The 15,530-nt window shown below is 58.6% G+C and carries 17 protein-coding genes; 13 read left to right on the top strand and 4 right to left on the bottom strand.

Translation table 11 applies throughout. The features are described from left to right. Positions 1 to 74: 74 nt before the first annotated feature. A complete protein-coding gene (locus ACK4HL_RS05295) occupies positions 75 to 980 on the bottom strand; it encodes a PhnD/SsuA/transferrin family substrate-binding protein (protein WP_409756998.1) in 906 nt (301 codons plus the stop codon). Between the two features lie 177 nt (positions 981 to 1,157). Here ACK4HL_RS05295 and ACK4HL_RS05290 point away from each other — a divergent pair, with 177 nt between their 5' ends. From ACK4HL_RS05290 to ACK4HL_RS05245, 10 genes are all read left to right on the top strand, one after another. Continuing rightward, positions 1,158 to 1,448, top strand: coding sequence for an ArsR/SmtB family transcription factor (locus ACK4HL_RS05290; RefSeq protein WP_409756997.1), 291 nt, complete (start codon positions 1,158 to 1,160; stop codon positions 1,446 to 1,448). Further along, positions 1,445 to 2,506, top strand: a complete 1,062-nt coding sequence (locus tag ACK4HL_RS05285) for a permease (protein ID WP_409756996.1) — start codon at positions 1,445 to 1,447, stop codon at positions 2,504 to 2,506. Before ACK4HL_RS05290 ends, ACK4HL_RS05285 begins: the two co-directional genes overlap by 4 nt. An 11-nt stretch (positions 2,507 to 2,517) precedes the next feature. After that, positions 2,518 to 2,748, top strand: a complete 231-nt coding sequence (locus ACK4HL_RS05280; protein WP_409756995.1) for a thioredoxin family protein — start codon at positions 2,518 to 2,520, stop codon at positions 2,746 to 2,748. Positions 2,749 to 2,924: 176 nt separating this feature from the next. Then, positions 2,925 to 3,398, top strand: a complete 474-nt coding sequence (locus tag ACK4HL_RS05275; protein WP_409756994.1) for a rhodanese-like domain-containing protein — start codon at positions 2,925 to 2,927, stop codon at positions 3,396 to 3,398. Between the two features lie 359 nt (positions 3,399 to 3,757). After that, entirely contained in the window at positions 3,758 to 4,657 is a 900-nt protein-coding gene (locus ACK4HL_RS05270) for a cation diffusion facilitator family transporter (protein WP_409756993.1), read from the top strand. A 5-nt stretch (positions 4,658 to 4,662) separates the two neighbouring features. Further along, on the top strand, positions 4,663 to 4,884 hold the full coding sequence (locus ACK4HL_RS05265) for a hypothetical protein (protein WP_409756992.1): 222 nt from the start codon (positions 4,663 to 4,665) through the stop codon (positions 4,882 to 4,884). A gap of 75 nt (positions 4,885 to 4,959) precedes the next feature. Beyond that, positions 4,960 to 5,781, top strand: a complete 822-nt coding sequence (locus tag ACK4HL_RS05260) for a class II glutamine amidotransferase (RefSeq protein ID WP_409756991.1) — start codon at positions 4,960 to 4,962, stop codon at positions 5,779 to 5,781. Positions 5,782 to 6,070: 289 nt separating this feature from the next. Then, entirely contained in the window at positions 6,071 to 6,493 is a 423-nt protein-coding gene (locus ACK4HL_RS05255; RefSeq protein ID WP_409757174.1) for an EamA family transporter, read from the top strand. A gap of 430 nt (positions 6,494 to 6,923) precedes the next feature. Then, a complete protein-coding gene (locus tag ACK4HL_RS05250) occupies positions 6,924 to 8,042 on the top strand; it encodes a hypothetical protein (RefSeq protein WP_409756990.1) in 1,119 nt (372 codons plus the stop codon). Positions 8,043 to 8,234: 192 nt separating this feature from the next. Next, positions 8,235 to 8,564, top strand: coding sequence for a S24 family peptidase (locus tag ACK4HL_RS05245; RefSeq protein ID WP_409756989.1), 330 nt, complete (start codon positions 8,235 to 8,237; stop codon positions 8,562 to 8,564). Between the two features lie 291 nt (positions 8,565 to 8,855). On the opposite strand, the gene ACK4HL_RS05240 is transcribed toward ACK4HL_RS05245, so the two are convergent. Continuing rightward, complete coding sequence (locus ACK4HL_RS05240) at positions 8,856 to 9,191, bottom strand: hypothetical protein (RefSeq protein ID WP_409756988.1); 336 nt, start codon at positions 9,189 to 9,191, stop codon at positions 8,856 to 8,858. Positions 9,192 to 9,428: 237 nt separating this feature from the next. Between ACK4HL_RS05240 and ACK4HL_RS05235 the strand changes: the two genes are divergently transcribed. Further along, the gene (locus ACK4HL_RS05235; protein ID WP_409756987.1) at positions 9,429 to 10,670 is read left to right on the top strand and encodes a D-alanyl-D-alanine carboxypeptidase family protein; all 1,242 of its coding nucleotides are present in this window, start codon (positions 9,429 to 9,431) and stop codon (positions 10,668 to 10,670) included. Between the two features lie 103 nt (positions 10,671 to 10,773). On the opposite strand, the gene ACK4HL_RS05230 is transcribed toward ACK4HL_RS05235, so the two are convergent. Both ACK4HL_RS05230 and ACK4HL_RS05225 read right to left on the bottom strand, forming a co-directional pair. Beyond that, positions 10,774 to 12,825 carry a transglycosylase SLT domain-containing protein gene (locus ACK4HL_RS05230; RefSeq protein WP_409756986.1) on the bottom strand — a complete coding sequence of 684 codons (2,052 nt, stop codon included), beginning with the start codon at positions 12,823 to 12,825 and terminating at the stop codon, positions 10,774 to 10,776. Positions 12,826 to 13,596: 771 nt separating this feature from the next. Next, on the bottom strand, positions 13,597 to 14,181 hold the full coding sequence (locus ACK4HL_RS05225; protein ID WP_409757172.1) for a DUF2062 domain-containing protein: 585 nt from the start codon (positions 14,179 to 14,181) through the stop codon (positions 13,597 to 13,599). Positions 14,182 to 14,295: 114 nt separating this feature from the next. On the opposite strand from ACK4HL_RS05225, the gene ACK4HL_RS05220 reads away from it, so the two are divergent. Both ACK4HL_RS05220 and ACK4HL_RS05215 read left to right on the top strand, forming a co-directional pair. Then, positions 14,296 to 14,874, top strand: coding sequence for a J domain-containing protein (locus ACK4HL_RS05220; RefSeq protein WP_409756985.1), 579 nt, complete (start codon positions 14,296 to 14,298; stop codon positions 14,872 to 14,874). After that, positions 14,871 to 15,143: a chaperone modulator CbpM gene (locus ACK4HL_RS05215; protein ID WP_409756984.1), complete on the top strand. Its 273-nt coding sequence runs from the start codon at positions 14,871 to 14,873 to the stop codon at positions 15,141 to 15,143. Before ACK4HL_RS05220 ends, ACK4HL_RS05215 begins: the two co-directional genes overlap by 4 nt. Positions 15,144 to 15,530 lie beyond the last annotated feature (387 nt).

The following is a 15,530-nucleotide window of genomic DNA, read 5'->3' as shown; positions in this document are numbered from 1 at the left end:
CAGCAGCGCAACGACGGCAGGCACCCGCATGGCGAAGGAACGCGATGCCTGCGACCAGCCCGTGAGACCCCGCCTCACGGCGTTAGGCTCCGGACAAGCCGCATCTTGGCGGCGATGGGATCGAACAGGCTCTGCGGCTCTTCCGAGAAGCCGTCGAGACGCAGCAAGGAAAGAACAGAGCGTCCCTCCGGATCATCGCGCATAGCGAGCAGTGCATGCCTGATGAGTTCGACATCGGTTGAGGCGGTCTGGCCGGCGATACAGGCCACCGGCGGGAACCCGAGAAGTTCCGATTTCCGGATCACCTTTGTGCGCGCCGTAAGATCGGGTTCAATCGACGCCATGACCTCCCAGACATAGCCATCCACGCTACCGCTCTGTGCAAGACCAGAAGCGACGGCCCGCACCACGTTACGGTGGCCGTACGTAAAAATCGTGTCACGGAAAAACACCTCAGCTCTCAGACCAGTTGCGGCAAGAAGGGCTGCTGTAACGAGGTAACCCGAATTGCTGTTGGGATCGGAAAAGGCGTGGAGGTCGCCTCTCAGTTCATCGACGACGGAGACCTGACGGCCAGCAGGCACGATGACGTAGGAACTGTAGAGCGGCTGATTCCTCCAGAGCGGAACTGCAAGGAGAGACAGCTGCGGGCGGTACTGGACAAGCGGATATCCGCAGATCCAGGCGGCAGTGAGTTGACCCGACAGGAGCAGACCCGTGATCTCTTCGTAGGTGCGACGCTGAACGAGCTGGACCTCCCTGCCCGTTTGCCGTGAAAGATAGCCCTTCAGCTTCGTGAGCAATTCGACGTCATTGCTCAGAAAAACTGGGGTCAGCCCGAATCTGAGGGGCGACGACGTCGAAGCTGCTCGGACTGACTGCCCGCCTCGCCAATGAAAGAGGATACCGGCCGCGACAGTGCCCAGCACCTGCCGGCGCTTTGTTTTCATGCATTCCAGCGAGAGAAGCTTTCCAGCCATGATTTCATTATGAGCCCTCGCCGGTTTCGCTGTCCACCGACACCGTGGACTCCGGCCAGTCAGGCTCACGAGCCTGCACACGGGTTGCCTCATTGTCGCGGAAGTCCCTGGAGCGATTGACGATCGATCACGGATATCTTATATGCTATTAAGCGCATAAGCGGAGATCCACATACAATGCCTCTCGCAGTCCTGTCTGCACTTTCCGAACCCACCCGCCTCGCTGCGGTCCGGATCCTTGCGGACGGCGGCGAACACTGCGTCTGCGAGTTGATGAAGCGGCTTGATGCTTCGCAGAGCAGGATGTCGCGTCACATGCAGATACTGAAGCAGGCAGGACTGGTGAGCGACCGGCGCGATGCGCAGTGGGTGCGCTACCGGCTGAATCCTGCCTTGGCGCCCGCTGTCCGGACACTGCTGGAGGCGGTGCTTGCCGCTGCCGCAGCGGAGGAAAGGAAAGCCGCATGAGCACCGATCTGTCCGTCTCAGCCCGGCTAAAGCGCCCCGACTGGTTCTGGCACCTGGGGCTTACTGCTTCTGTGGCTCTCTGGTACGTCGCCTACACCCAGCTTATTCCCCTCTCCGAGTGGATCACGAGCCTGTTTCCCGTGGACCGCCACAGCCACACCGGGGAAGCCATCGCGTTCTTCTTCTACGATGTGCCCAAGGTGATGATGCTTCTGACTCTCATTGTCTTCGCCATGGGGGTGGTGCGCAGCTTCTTCTCTCCCGAACGCACCCGCGCCATGCTGGCCGGCAAGCGCGAGGGGGTCGGTAATGTGATGGCAGCAGGCTTGGGTGTGCTCACGCCATTCTGCTCCTGCTCTGCTGTGCCTCTTTTCATTGGGCTTGTTTCCGCGGGCGTGCCTCTGGGTGTCACCTTCTCCTTCCTGATCTCGGCGCCCATGGTGAACGAGGTGGCGCTGGTGCTACTCTTCGGATTGGTCGGCTGGCAAGTGGCCGTGACCTACGCCGCTTTCGGACTGATCATTGCAATCCTCGCAGGCTGGGTGATCGGACGGCTGCATCTTGAGGGATGGTTGCAGGACTGGGTACGAGACATACACTCGGGTGCATCGGTTCCGGCTGCGGTGGAAGGTGAGCGTCTCACCATGGTGGAACGCTACAAGCTCGGCATCGAGGCCGTGCGGGAAATCTTCGGCAGGGTCTGGATGTGGATCATCCTCGGCATAGGTATCGGAGCCCTCATCCATGGCTATGTGCCTCAGGACCTGATGTTGCAGATCATGGGTGCAGACAAATGGTGGTCGGTTCCGGCTGCCGTGCTCATGGGCATTCCGATGTACACCAATGCGGCCGGTGTGATCCCGATCGTCGAGGCTTTGCTTGGCAAGGGCGCCGCGCTGGGCACAACGCTCGCCTTCATGATGAGCGTCATCGCATTGAGCCTTCCCGAGATGATCATATTGCGTCAGGTGCTGACGCTGAAGCTCATCGGAGTGTTTGTCGGGGTCGTGGGGACAGGCATCCTCGCTGTGGGCTTTCTGTTCAACTTGCTCTTCTGAAAGGACGACACATGGAAATCAAGGTTTTGGGCCCGGGCTGCGCGAAGTGCAAGGCGACTGTTGATGTCATCGACCGCGTCGCGAAAGAGACCGGCAAGGCTGTGTCGATCGAAAAGATCGAGGACATGCGGAACATCGTTAGCTTCGGCGTGATGACGACCCCCGCCGTCGTGATCGAAGGCAAGGTGGTCCACAAGGGCTCTGTCCCTTCGCACGATCAGGTTCTGGCCTGGCTTGAGTAACGCCAAGGCTCCGCACAAAACGGAATTGAACCTCGGTTTCGGGCCTGACGTCTACCTATTCTGGGCGGCCTTTGGGGATTGCCGCTGTAAACGCGTTCCAGTGCCTTTCGTCCCCGTCCCCGTCGCCGCCGAACTGACAACCGGTCTGCCTGGCATTCACCCCTGAAGGATACCCCATGAAAGAGACAATAAAAAAGGACCTGACAGAGGCGCGGGAAGTCTGCCCGACCACCTCGCAGCGCCTCCTGAAAGAAGGCGCCCTGCTGGTGGATGTCCGTGAACCCGCGGAAGTGGCACAGATGGGTTTTGCCGGCTGCGAGGTAGTAAACATTCCCCTCAGCCAGTTCGAAGCCCGCTGGTCCGAAGTGCCCCGCAATCGCGACGTGATCCTGGCCTGCGCAGTGGGCGAGCGCAGCCTGAAGGCAACCTATTACTTAATGTATCATGGCTATGATCGTGTTGTGAACATGCGCCCCGGCATCGGCCGCTGGGTGCAGCGCGGCTTCCCGACTACCGGGTCGGCAAGCGGCATTGCCCCGTCCGATGCAGCCTCATCCTGCTGCGGCGGATCGGCCGACGCCTCGCCAGCGGCGTCTTCCTGCTGTGACGGAACATCGGTTGCCGCGTCGCAGAATTCTTCGTGCTGCTGAATGAGTGCACAATGGTTCACGATGGTTGGTGCCGGTCTGATGCTGGCCAGTCTTTTCCTCACACATTTCCAAGGACAGAACGATCTCTCCGCCATATGATGGCTTTGGCTGTCGCTGAACGTCGGAGCCAACCTCTCTATCGCAGGGCTGACTGGCCCTTGCCTGATGGCGAGGATTCTCAAGGCCGCAAGTGCGCGTTGACCGGAACTGGAAGATGGGGCCATGCCACGAACCAGCGCAGGGCGCTTCTTGACCTTGCGGTCATGAGTGCTCCAGGTGTTGTCGTTAGGCAAGGTGGGCTAAGAGGGACGGCCACTTCGTCACCTGACCCCTGCACGATCCGGAGAAAAGGCTGACCCTTGGCACACGATCACGCGCACACCCACACCCCACCCGCAGACCTTGGCCCCGCCTTCCGTTGGGCGGTGGGGCTCAACACGGCATATGTCCTCGTTGAGGCGACAGCGGGCCTCATGACCGGCTCACTTGCGCTGTTGGCGGATGCTGCTCACAACCTGACCGATGTGGCGGGGCTGCTGATTGCATGGGGAGCGGCGGTGCTGGCCAAACGCGCGGGAAGTGCCGCCTACACCTTCGGCTATGGCCGGGCCACCATTCTTGCTGCCATGTTGAACGCAGTTGCTATTCTGATCGGTGTCGTCGTGGTGATCTGGGAGGCGGCGCACAGGTTCGAGACCGTGGTCGAGGTACCAGGGCTGACCATCCTGCTGGTGGCACTGGTCGGCATCGGAGTGAACACCGGATCGGCACTCTTATTCATGAAATCCCAAAAGGATGACCTGAATGCGAAAGGTGCCTATCTGCATATGGCCGCCGATGCGGCCGTGTCAGGCGCGGTTGTATTGGCAGCAGCTGGAATCATGCTGACGGGGTGGCAGTGGCTTGATCCGGCAGTGGCGATCATGGTCAGCCTATTGATCGCCTGGACAGCCTGGGGCCTTCTGCGCGACTCGTTGCGGCTGGAACTCGACGGGGTGCCAGAAGCGATCGACCGACAAGCTGTGGCCGCTTGGCTGGGTGATCAGCAGGGTGTCAGCGATGTTCACGATCTGCACATCTGGGCGTTGTCCACCACCAGCACCGCGCTTGCGGTGCATCTCGTATGGGACGGGGCCGATGCTGATGTCTTCCTCGATCACGTGACCGACGAGTTGGAGAATGAATTCGGCATTGGTCATGCCACTGTGCAGCTTGAGCGCGCAACTTGCGAACGCGCGGGCGCCTGCCTTGCCACGTGACAAGTTTGAACCGGGTCGAGCACAAGCAGGCCGACCCGGATCAGCCTGCGATCAACACTACGATCGATGCCCCGATGAAAGCCGGCGTACAGGTGAGGGTCTCCTCCGGCATTGCGCAGCAAATCGGCGCCGAGACAGCGTTCCGCGCCTGCACTCCAGCGCTGGATTCGGAAGCGGGGTCCTTTCCGCGGTCTGCGACCGACGGCCCGAAGGTCATCAGCTTCTGACCCCGGTGGTGTGTTTCTGTCAACGAATGGATAAACTCGTCTTTGCCTGTCGGTCTACCAGCGAGGAACCGCGCCATGTGTGAGCTTCTCGGGCTATGCAGCAACCTGCCTGCCACGCTGAGCCTTTCGCTTGAGCGATTGGCTGAACATGGCGCACCTCCGACATCGATCCGAGATGGTTGGGGGATCGCATACTATGAAGGCGCTGATGTTCGGCTGATCAAGGATGCGGGGCCTGCAGATGAAAGCGATTGGCTGCGGTTTGTCGGCCAGCACGATCTGCGCAGCAACATCGTGGTGGCGCATATTCGCAAAGCCACGATGGGTGCGCCCTCATTTCGCAACGCGCAGCCTTTTGTACGCGAGATGGCGGGCCGGATGCACTGCTTCGCCCATAACGGCTGGCTGCCAGGAATTTCTGAAACCCCCGCTTTCCGATCATTCCGTTTTTCTCCCGTTGGCGAGACGGATTCGGAACAGGCATTCTGTGCTCTTCTCGAGCGGTTGAGCACTATCTGGACCAAAGCTGGCGAAGTTCCGCCACTGGAGGATCGCCTGAATATCGTCACTGTCTTCGCGGCAGAACTGTGCCGTCTAGGCCCGGCGAATTTCCTTTACTCGGACGGCGACGCCTTGTTCGCCCATGGACATCGGCGCAAGTCATCAGTGACGCTCAAGGTCGCGGCACCCGGTTTGGTTTATTTGCAGCATCAATGTGCGTCGACCGGTGCGACTATCACCGCTAATGGCCTGTCGGTCACTGCCGCCGATCAGACCATAGCCCTTGTTGCCAGCGTCCCTTTGACCGCAGAGCCTTGGAAGGCGATGACCGAAGGCGAGCTCAACGTCTTTCGAGCCGGTCGCATAGTCGCCCAACGTGACGCCCGGAATGCATGATTCCCGGTTGATGTCACTTTCCATCAGTCAACACGGCTTGCTATGCCGATACCCGGTTGCGCAACGCGGCAACAAGAATGAACCGCGGGATCAGCGCGAAAACGATCTCGTGCGGCGGCCCTCGGGTCATTGGCTTGGCCGACACGAGGACAAGCCCCGCCTCATGAACCAGCGCGGTGTTGCGGTCAGGCGTTTAGTGCGTTTGTCTATGTGCTGGCGTCTTTCGTGCTCGCAGTCGGCGGCCTCTTCGCAGGTCTCAATCTCGTCCGGCAACTGGTGCGAGGCGATGATGAAAACACTTTTTCAATCCTGGCAACTCTGGGCTTTCCTCTCTGCGTTCTTTGCTACTCTGACGGCGATATTCGCCAAGATCGGAATTGAGAACATCAACTCGGACTTTGCGACGTTCGTTCGAACGATTGTCATTCTGTTCGTGCTGGCTGCGCTCCTGGCAGTCACAGGGCAGTGGCAATCGTCATCGACCGTATCCAGCCGGACCTATCTGTTCCTGGTGCTGTCGAGTTGCGCCACGGGAGCCTCGTGGCTCTGCTACCTCCGCGCCCTGAAAGTCGGCGACGCGGCACGGGTGGCACCCATCGACAAGCTGAGTGTCGTTCTGGTGGCGATCTTCCTTGGAGAAAGACTCTCGGGCACCAACTGGGTCGGAGTCGTGGCCATCGTGATCGGAGCCGTGCTGGTGGCCCCAAAATAGAGGGGTTACCTGTTTTCTTTCTTGCGAAAGATAAAGACTTGTTCAGCCAGCGTTGAGAATCTTTGAAGTGCAACAGCCTAATGGGTTAAGAACTGATTATGAACCGTCCGGGTGTCCTCGTCCGTCGCTGTTGACGGGGCAGCATGATGCCAGATCGGCAATGGATGTACATTGGAAGATGTCCAAGCTGCAGAAACGAGTGAGCGACATGGCAATATTGAACGTCGTGCCCGTCATCGCCCCATCAAGAACGGCATCGCCATGGTTCGATATGTCCAAGGACTTATTTTGGTACATTCTCGCCTACGGGCCTTGGTACACATGATTCTCCAGGTTGCAGCACGAGAGCAGAATGTGATGTAAAATTCGGTGCTGTTCATCGGTTTTCTGATAGCGTGCAGATCGTCATTCAAGAGTCTGGAGAATTACTATGCTTTACGTCGATATCCCGTCGCGCCCCGAAATCGAGAAGCTGGCGACGTCGCGGGCTGAGCCTTCCGTCGCAATCTATATCAAGACCACGCCGCTGACGCAGGAGATCGGCGCCAGCCGCATCGCGCTCAAGAACCACGGGCATCAGGCGCTGGAGCAGCTCAAAGCCGCTGGCATCGACAAGCGCCGGCTCTGGCCCATTGAGGAAGCGATCAACCATGTGGTCGACGACGATGCCTTCTGGGCTTCACAAGCCAACAGCCTGGCACTCTTCGCCACACCAGATGGTGTCCGTACTTACAGGCTCGCCAATCATATTCCCGATCAGGTGCATGTGTCGGACCGGTTCCATATCCAGCCACTGCTGCGCGCGGTCACATTCCCGCACAGTGCCTTCATTCTCGTTCTTGGCGAAAATGGCGTGAAGCTCTGCCAACTTGATGCGGACAGTGAACCTGTACAGCTGCGCGTGCCGGATCTGCCCAAGGATGCCGGCGACGCGTTGGGCAAGACCACGCTGAACGACCGTTCGCCCTCAGGTCGCATTCATGGCTCGGAAGGCCAGAACTTCCGGCTCCGGCAATATGCCCGCATCGTTGATCAGGCGCTACGTCATGTCCTGACGGGCCGCGACCGGCCGCTGATCATCGCCGCCACCGATCCGCTGGCTTCCATGTTCCGCCAGGCCAACACCTATCCGCATCTGGCGCCGGGCGAGATCAAGGGTAACGCCGAACGCATGACCATGAGCGAACTCGCCGCCGGCGCCCGACAGGTGCTCGATGATCTCTATGCCGCGCAGATGGCTGAGATGAAGGCGCTCTATGCCAAGCGCGAGGCCGAGGGACGCGCCACGGCCGATGTCGCCCAGGCTGCACGAGCCGCCACCTTCGGTGCCATCGACACGTTGCTCTTCGACATGGATGCCAGCGAGGCCGGTACCATCAGCGAGGAGGATGGCCGCGTCAGCTTCGGAAAACCGGGACCGGGAACCTATGGTATTGTCGACGAGATCGCCGGCCGCGCCTTGGCCACTGGCGCCAAGGTCATGGCCGTACGCAAGTCAGATCTCCCCGCCGGTGAGGCGCTCTCGGCGATCCTGCGCTATCCGATCTGAACAGACTACGAGAACTTGTCTACCGCATGACCGTGCTGAGGATCGCCGGGCACATAGCAACTGACCTGTCTTCCTCAGCATTTCGGCGACCCTTTCTTGAGATTCCTTCTCCTTGTCTCACGAGAACGCTGCCCGGAGGTCGGCTTCGGCCGTAGGTAACGTTGCCTATGGTGGTTCCGACAGGGGAACGACATGTTTGATCCAGCTACAGATATCCCAAGGAAAGACATGAGTGTCGAACAGTTGCAGGTGTCTGGGAAAAGGATGGTCACGGTTCTGGGCAATTCCATGATGCCGCTTTACCGTCATGGCGACAGGCTCATCGTTTCCGATCAGGTGCCAATCACCATAGGAGACCGGATCGTCGTCAAATCCAGCATTCACGGCACGCTGGGCGGGACCCTTCTGCATCGGAACAAAAAATGTATCGCCGTGACGCTGGGCGGCAAGTCGCGCCGCGATGTGCTGGTCGATCCGGACCACGTGGAGTTCATGGGAAGAATCATCTGGGCAAGCCAGTGATGATCCGCAACGACCTGCCGCACGAGACTTTTTTTGCTGGACCGTACACACAATGCACCGCGCAATCGGGCAGGAACACTCACACATCGCCGCCCCGCGGTGTTCGCTGAGGGATCGCAATGAATTCGATTCAGACGGACATCGACATTTCACCGCTGCAGCTATTGCTCATCGTTCTGCCGATTGTCACTTTTTTTGCCATACTAACCGACTATATGTTTCTACCGTAATTTGAGTTCGGCAGAAACGGCAGACTCGGCAGACAGTCGCGAGCAGCAACTGCGCCACTCGTCAGTCCTCGTACTCTTCAGCAAAGACAATTCCTTCGCAATCTTCGTTCCCCAAGCGAACTTTCAGAAGCAGGCCATCTGACAAAGTTGAGAGCACCTCCGCTTCTTGACCCGAGTTCGCCCAGCACGCGATGAGAGAATCCAGATCGCCTTCGTTCACTCTCTCATTCGCCATGAGGTCGGCCGCCCTTTCAAGGTCCTCCTGCGACTTCCAGATGACAACCACATCATCGAATGTGTAGGCTTTCAATGTGCCTGCATCTGCCCTGCCATCGACGAACAGCAGAAACACAGCTATGGCCAGGAACCCATCAAGTCCCAACAGTGATTTCCTCATGATCGTCCTCACTGCCACCTATTCTCGTCCGGCCACGGTTGGCAAAAAACAATGTAATGTGGAGTTATCTCTGGTTCAAGTCAGGTCCCAGGCCACTCACCGAAAAGATGGCGCACCTAACTGCCAGAACACCGGCGATGACGACACTCTGGAGCTCAGTGCGCACTGCGCACCAGTCATTGAGTTCTACCCGAACCGGAGCTTTAATCGCTCCAAGCTATGTGCAGGAGACTTGGAGTGAAGGCACTTCGTTTGCTGGCCACGGTGCTGATTGTCACTTTCGGCGTTGCAACGACCAATAGTCGGGCAGCTGGCCCTACGCTCGTCTTTGATCCCATAACCGGCGACGTCCTCTTGGAGGACCGTGCCGGGGAACTGTGGTACCCGGCATCGCTCACGAAGCTGATGACGGCTTACCTTGTGTTCCGGAAACTGAAGGCCGGAAAGCTTTCACTCGATCAGCCACTTGTCGTTTCCAGAGTAGCGCGATTGCAGCCGCCAAGCAGGATTGATCTTGAACCTGGCACAACCATCAGCCTGGATCTTGCCCTTCAGTCGATGCTTGTCTACTCGGCCAATGACATGGCCTATGCCTTGGCGGAAAATGCCAGTGACTCGATCGAGGCCTTTGTGGCGGAGATGAACGCCGAAGCTCGCATACTGGGCATGACCGGGACCCACTTTGTCAATCCCAATGGATTCTTCGATCCGCGGCAGATCACGACGGCCCGCGATATGGCGATTCTTGCGGCAGCGATCCTGAGAGAGTTTCCGGACCGCGCGCACTATTTCGCCCAGGCGGAGGTGACCATCGGAAAGCGCAAACTTGTGAGCCGAAATCTTTTCTTGCGGCAAATGGACGGCGCGGATGGCATGAAGACCGGATACGTCTGCAATTCGGGTTTCAATCTGATCGCCACAGCAACGATTGCCGGCCGCAAACTGGGCGCCGTCGTGTTTGGTGCGCGAAACGGGAAGCAGCGGGCCGACAGGGCCCAGGCATTGCTCGTCGATGCATTCACGACCAAAGGGTCGAAGACAGGGCCGCATGTCAAGCAGATCAAGAACATGTCACTGGGTACGGTCGTGCCGAACGACCTCACGGCAAGCGTCTGCCCGCAGAAGACACCCGTCAGAATTGTCAGCGCGCGGGAACTGGATGGTTGGGGGATTACATTTGGCACCTACACCTCTGCGAACAAGGCAGACATGGCGCTTCGCGGCCGGATACTTGGTGCCCCTGGCAGGGAGCTTCCCGGACCCACCGGAGTTATCCGGATGCCCAACAATGCCGGCTTTGCCGCGGTTGTATGGCGGCTTACACGGGAACAGAGCCAGTCAGCCTGCTCCGGCTATCAACAGGACGCGGCACCTTGCGCCATCTTCGCACCAGAGGACTTCGCAAGAATTTCCGCTCTGACCCCAGATCCGCCGCCGAAACCAAGGCTCAAACCGAGTACTCGCCCTCCCTCAAGATAGACAGCGTGCTTCCCGGCAGTCCGGGTTCCGCACTGATCTCGACCGCCTCCTGCGGCGGCTGAAGTCAGCCCCGTGCATGGGCCAATCTCGGAAGCCGCACATGTCAGTCGCAGGACAAAAGATCGGTAATGGAACTCCCATCACACGCAGTCCCACCATCTTGTGCCGGGTCAATTGTGGATACCACCATGGTGTCGACGGTCGATCCCCGTGCCAGGTCGACTGTCATCGGCTGGACCGTTTTGGGGGCCAGACGCGAGCGATAGATGTGCAAATTCTGCATGACTTTCTGCACATACTGACGCGTTTCCTGAAACGGAATCGACTCCACCCAGTCCACCGGATCGATCTCGCCAGTGCGGAAGTCACCGTATTCGGCGATCCATTCGCGCGAGCGGCGTGGTCCAGCATTATAGGATACGAGGGCAAGGACATATGAACCGCCGTGATTGCCGATCAGGTCGCCCAGATGGGCTGCGCCCAGCATGACGTTGAACGCGGGATCTCGTGTAAGGATACCATCCTGGTAGTCGAGCTTGTACTGCCTGGTAATCATCTTGGCCGTGCCGGGCATGATCTGCATGAGGCCCTGCGCGCCAACCTTGCTGCCGGCTTTAGGATTGAACTCGCTCTCCTGGCGGGCCAGCGCGTAAACCAGTGGTGCTTCAACCGGCTTGCCGATCTTCCTCCACTCAGGCAGCGCACGCACAGGATAGCTCCATGCGTCGATGTCGATATTCCTGGCAGCGGCGGCCTTGGCCAGACGCACAGCCATTTGAGTGCCCCCTACAGACCATACGACGCTGGCCGCAGCGTTCATCTGATCCACTGACGTGAACCGGCTGGCGAAGGAACCGAGGAACATCTGCAGGTCGTCCTTGCGCCCGGCCTCGGCCAGCAAGCGAAATGCCCGGACTACCTCGTCCTTCTCGACGGCTGCCCGGGCGGATTCCGAGGCCTCACCTGCCGGTATTGCCTCCGGCGACATGCCAAGCCCGATTCTCTCACGGGCCAGTTGTCCGTAGTAAACTGTCGTGTACTGCGAGGCAGCACGATAGTGGGTCTTGGCCTTCGCCTTCTGCCCCATCGCCTCCAGGGCCCGCCCTGACCAGTACCCCGCGCGGGCCTTTTCGCTCCGCGACTCGGCGACTTCACCAAGGCGCTGAAAATGCTTCAGGCCCGTTTCTGGGTCCCTCAGGTAGCGTAAGGCGATCCAACCCGCCAGAAACTCACCCTCCAGGGCCTTCTCACCCCTGGTAAGCCCGTGCGACTTCGCAATCTGATACCCAATCCGTACCGCATCTCGATGGTCTTTTCCGAGCAAATGGCGCGCCACAATGCGCCGCTCCACCCACCACGCTTCGGGATTACCCATGACACTGGCGTCACCCGGTATAGCGGCGAGAATCGCGCGGGCCTTCGCATAGTCCTTGTTGCTCCGGTAGAAGAGCACAAGTGCGTATTTCATGGCTGGCTGTTCGCGCAAGGCCGCGGGAAGCTTTGCATACTGCTTGTCAGCTCCCGGCTTGAGGTGGAGGAGCTCCTGCGCAACTGCGGCCGCCTTCTGATATTCGACCGGCAGACGCCTTGCTGCGCGGACCGCTGCATTGCTGTCTCGGGCGTAAACCAGTCGCCACATCCGATGCTTGTCATCGTTGGCATTGAGCATAGTGCCGAATTCAGCGACAATTTGCTTCTCGAGCTCCGACGGAATATCGGAATTGTAGTAGGCGCTTCTGACGTATCGCTGAGCGGAATTGCGGTCGCCCATTGCGTTGAACGCACGTGCGTAGGCAAGTGCACCTTGCGCGGTAGTTGGCGGGCGCCTCTTGAAGTGCCCAAGGACCAATTCCGTTGGTTCGTTGTTGACATGGAGCGAGCGCTCGGCGCGCCTTAGCAACGCGTCCGTTAGGGGCCAGTTCGGCGCTACATCGAGGAAAGACATGATGCGCTGGTAGCCAGCCTCATTGGGTCTGTCACGAAGATAGATCAGCTCAACGAGCTTGATTGTTGCGGGATCACCCGAGCGTCTGGCTAATTCTTCTGCCTGGGTGAAATTACCTTTGAACGCCAGGCCCACAGCGTCAACTGCGAGGCTTGCTGCCTTAGGCGCGGCGAAGGTTGGACTGTAAGTCACCGAGACAGTTGGAACCAACAGAGCGGCTAGCACTGGGAGTACGAAAAGGGCAACGCCAATGCTGCGACTGGAACACACCATTACTGATCTCTTATTTCAATTATCTGTTGATTTGACGTTGCAGACGGGCATTAGATCTGCCGCGGGAGCTGAGGAATCCGAACTACCCTTTGGCCCCACGTTCTACTGCCCGTAAGATCACTTGCATGGCTCACTCTAGGTTCGACCCGGTTTCCAAGTGATTACCCAAATCAATGTTTACGCATTTGTAATTCTCAGGCGCAGACCCTCATAGGTAGCGCTACCGATTGGCAGCTTGTGAGGCATACCGCATTCCTGCATATCCGTGTCTGCAAGGGGCGCGAAAAGGAACGAGCGTCAGCAATGCGTCCTATAGGGAGAGTTATGAAGTTTTTTGATTCTGCAGCTATCCTGCCGTTCATTGCTTGGTCTCAGTTGGTTCAGGCCTCGGATATACCGCGGCGATGGATCTGTGATGATGGCCTTACGGTACAAGTCGCTGAGGCTGGTCGCGCGATCCTCATTCGGCTTGAATCCGGTAAAACCCATAGACTGCCACTTGCCTCTGATGTGTCGGGAAATCTCACCTGGAATGAGCAAGGCTCATCACTATGCGATAACGTTCAGGGGCTCTGCGCATTTAGTGGCTCAGGGGAAGACAGGATATTTCTTTTCGTCTTCGTGAACGTCGAGGATGAACCTCTGTCATGCAACAGCCTAGACTGAAGGGGCTCCCTGAGGCTCTGTTCAAGTCCGGATTCATTTAAATCAGGTCCAACTACGGCGAGCAAGAGCTGAGGGGCGGGAGAATGAAGCTGCGCGCCTGCGAACCCCACTAAGAGAGGAGTAGACGAGCAGGTAGCAGCCGGACGCACAGATGAGCCCCAGCGGTAAAGCACCGATGAGCATTGGCCAAAATGTCTCACCAAGTGCCTCCCAAAGTCGAGGAATGGAATCGGTACTGAATCCAATCTGAAATTCTGCCGGATTGGGGCTACCTTCGGTATTGGGATGTCGATTTTGGCCGGTGAATGCGACCCCAACCTTGTAGGTGGCGAACCAGATCATCGGAAAGGTAATCGGATTGCCGACGACCGTGCCCACGGCCGATGCGATGATGTTGCCCCTGACCGCGAAGGCCAAGGCTGCGGCAAGGATAAAATGCAGACCGATCAGAGGCAGGAACGAGGCAAACGCGCCCGCAGCGAAGCCAATGGATATCTTATGCGGGGATGTCTTGAGGCGAGACAGGCGTAACAATTGACAATTCCACGCCCGCCGGAAGCCGCAGTGAGGCCAGACGACGACTGATACTCTCGCAACTAGACTGACCTTTCGTGTGGATCTGAACATGCCAATTTTCATCAGTAGCGGTAGGTCAGGGTGAAGATAGCGATATTCGGGCGTTCTGCCATAGGTAGCGATACTGATTGGCTTGGCGCGCAGACCACAGAGCCTTGGCAGGCGATGACCGAAGGCGAGCTCAACGTCTTTCGGGAAGGTCGGATCGTCGCCTGGGCCGACCTCCACTATACGCTTGTGATTGATTTCCTCGACGCAATGAACGGCGCCACCCGGAGGTTGACACTGCCATCCGGTGGCTCAATCGATGTCGCAATCCCGGCCGGCGTGCGGGAGGGGCAGGTTATCCGCCTGCGCGGCAAGGGCGCTCCATCCCGCGGCGAGGGGCCCGCCGGTGATGCACTTATCGAACTCAACATCCGGCTGCACCGATTTTTTGTCCTCGAGGGGGACGACATCCGTCTCGAATTGCCCGTTACCTTGAAAGAAGCCGTGCTCGGCGGACGGATAAAGGTACCAACGCCGGCCGGTGCTGTCATGATGAATGTACCAAGGGGCTCCAACACCGGCACGGTTCTGAGGTTGAGGCGCAAGGGGGCACCGCGCAAATCCGGCGGTCACGGAGACGAACTGGTCGTCCTGAAGGTCATACTGCCTGCTTCGCCCGATCATGGCCTCGAGGAGCTTGTGTCGAACTGGTCTCCAAGCACAAACGATGACCTCCGCCGGGAGATGCTGTCATGATGATCAGCCGTTCTGAATTCCTGGTGCGGATGAAGCTCGACGACATCACGCTCGACCTGTGGATGGTGGAGGAGTGGCTCCTGCCCCGACGCGTCGAGGACGATGTGTTGTTCACCGAGGCCGACCTTGCACGCGCGCAACTCATCCACGACCTGCAGCATGATCTTGGAGTCAACCGCGAAGGCATCGGCATTATCCTAAGCCTCCTCGACCAGGTGCATGGCCTGCGGCAGGCCCTTGCCGGCAAAGTGCATCCCGCGGAGGGATAGAGATGGCTGGGCTTAAACCTACCGCAAGGCATGGACTGCCAAAGCCTTTCTATCGGAATGCCAGACGAGCAGGGCTGAAAGTCGAACTCCTGCTTGAATGTCATGCTTGATCTTTGGAAGACTATTTCCTGCTTAGCCCAGCAACACCGCATACTGATGGCAGTCGAACGGCGACCGTGACGAGCCAGCTGGCTGGTCGTCTCGTGGAGCGGTTTTCGGCACGCCTAGCCTAGCCCCAAATACTACTTCCGATGACGATTGAGTTGCATGGTGCTGTGACCTCGTCCCAAGCTCGATTGCTCACTGTTTCTGATTTTTCGGTATCACCAGCAGACTGTATGGGATCGCCTCGACCGCTATCTTGCCTGAACTTTATGGCACCCGGCA

The sequence above is a fragment of the Aestuariivirga sp. genome, from assembly GCF_046294715.1.
Classification (GTDB): Bacteria; Pseudomonadota; Alphaproteobacteria; order Rhizobiales; family Aestuariivirgaceae; genus Aestuariivirga.
The sequence above is the reverse complement of the archived record's forward strand: the minus strand, read 5'-3'. Positions and strand labels throughout refer to the sequence as shown.

Coding starts and splice junctions, on each gene's coding strand:
- ACK4HL_RS05295 (WP_409756998.1), bottom strand. CDS start 980: ATGGCTGGAAAGCTTCTCTCGCTGGAATGCATGAAAACAAAGCGCCGG.
- ACK4HL_RS05290 (WP_409756997.1), top strand. CDS start 1,158: ATGCCTCTCGCAGTCCTGTCTGCACTTTCCGAACCCACCCGCCTCGCT.
- ACK4HL_RS05285 (WP_409756996.1), top strand. CDS start 1,445: ATGAGCACCGATCTGTCCGTCTCAGCCCGGCTAAAGCGCCCCGACTGG.
- ACK4HL_RS05280 (WP_409756995.1), top strand. CDS start 2,518: ATGGAAATCAAGGTTTTGGGCCCGGGCTGCGCGAAGTGCAAGGCGACT.
- ACK4HL_RS05275 (WP_409756994.1), top strand. CDS start 2,925: ATGAAAGAGACAATAAAAAAGGACCTGACAGAGGCGCGGGAAGTCTGC.
- ACK4HL_RS05260 (WP_409756991.1), top strand. CDS start 4,960: ATGTGTGAGCTTCTCGGGCTATGCAGCAACCTGCCTGCCACGCTGAGC.
- ACK4HL_RS05255 (WP_409757174.1), top strand. CDS start 6,071: ATGAAAACACTTTTTCAATCCTGGCAACTCTGGGCTTTCCTCTCTGCG.
- ACK4HL_RS05250 (WP_409756990.1), top strand. CDS start 6,924: ATGCTTTACGTCGATATCCCGTCGCGCCCCGAAATCGAGAAGCTGGCG.
- ACK4HL_RS05245 (WP_409756989.1), top strand. CDS start 8,235: ATGTTTGATCCAGCTACAGATATCCCAAGGAAAGACATGAGTGTCGAA.
- ACK4HL_RS05240 (WP_409756988.1), bottom strand. CDS start 9,191: ATGAGGAAATCACTGTTGGGACTTGATGGGTTCCTGGCCATAGCTGTG.
- ACK4HL_RS05225 (WP_409757172.1), bottom strand. CDS start 14,181: ATGTTCAGATCCACACGAAAGGTCAGTCTAGTTGCGAGAGTATCAGTC.
- ACK4HL_RS05220 (WP_409756985.1), top strand. CDS start 14,296: ATGACCGAAGGCGAGCTCAACGTCTTTCGGGAAGGTCGGATCGTCGCC.
- ACK4HL_RS05215 (WP_409756984.1), top strand. CDS start 14,871: ATGATGATCAGCCGTTCTGAATTCCTGGTGCGGATGAAGCTCGACGAC.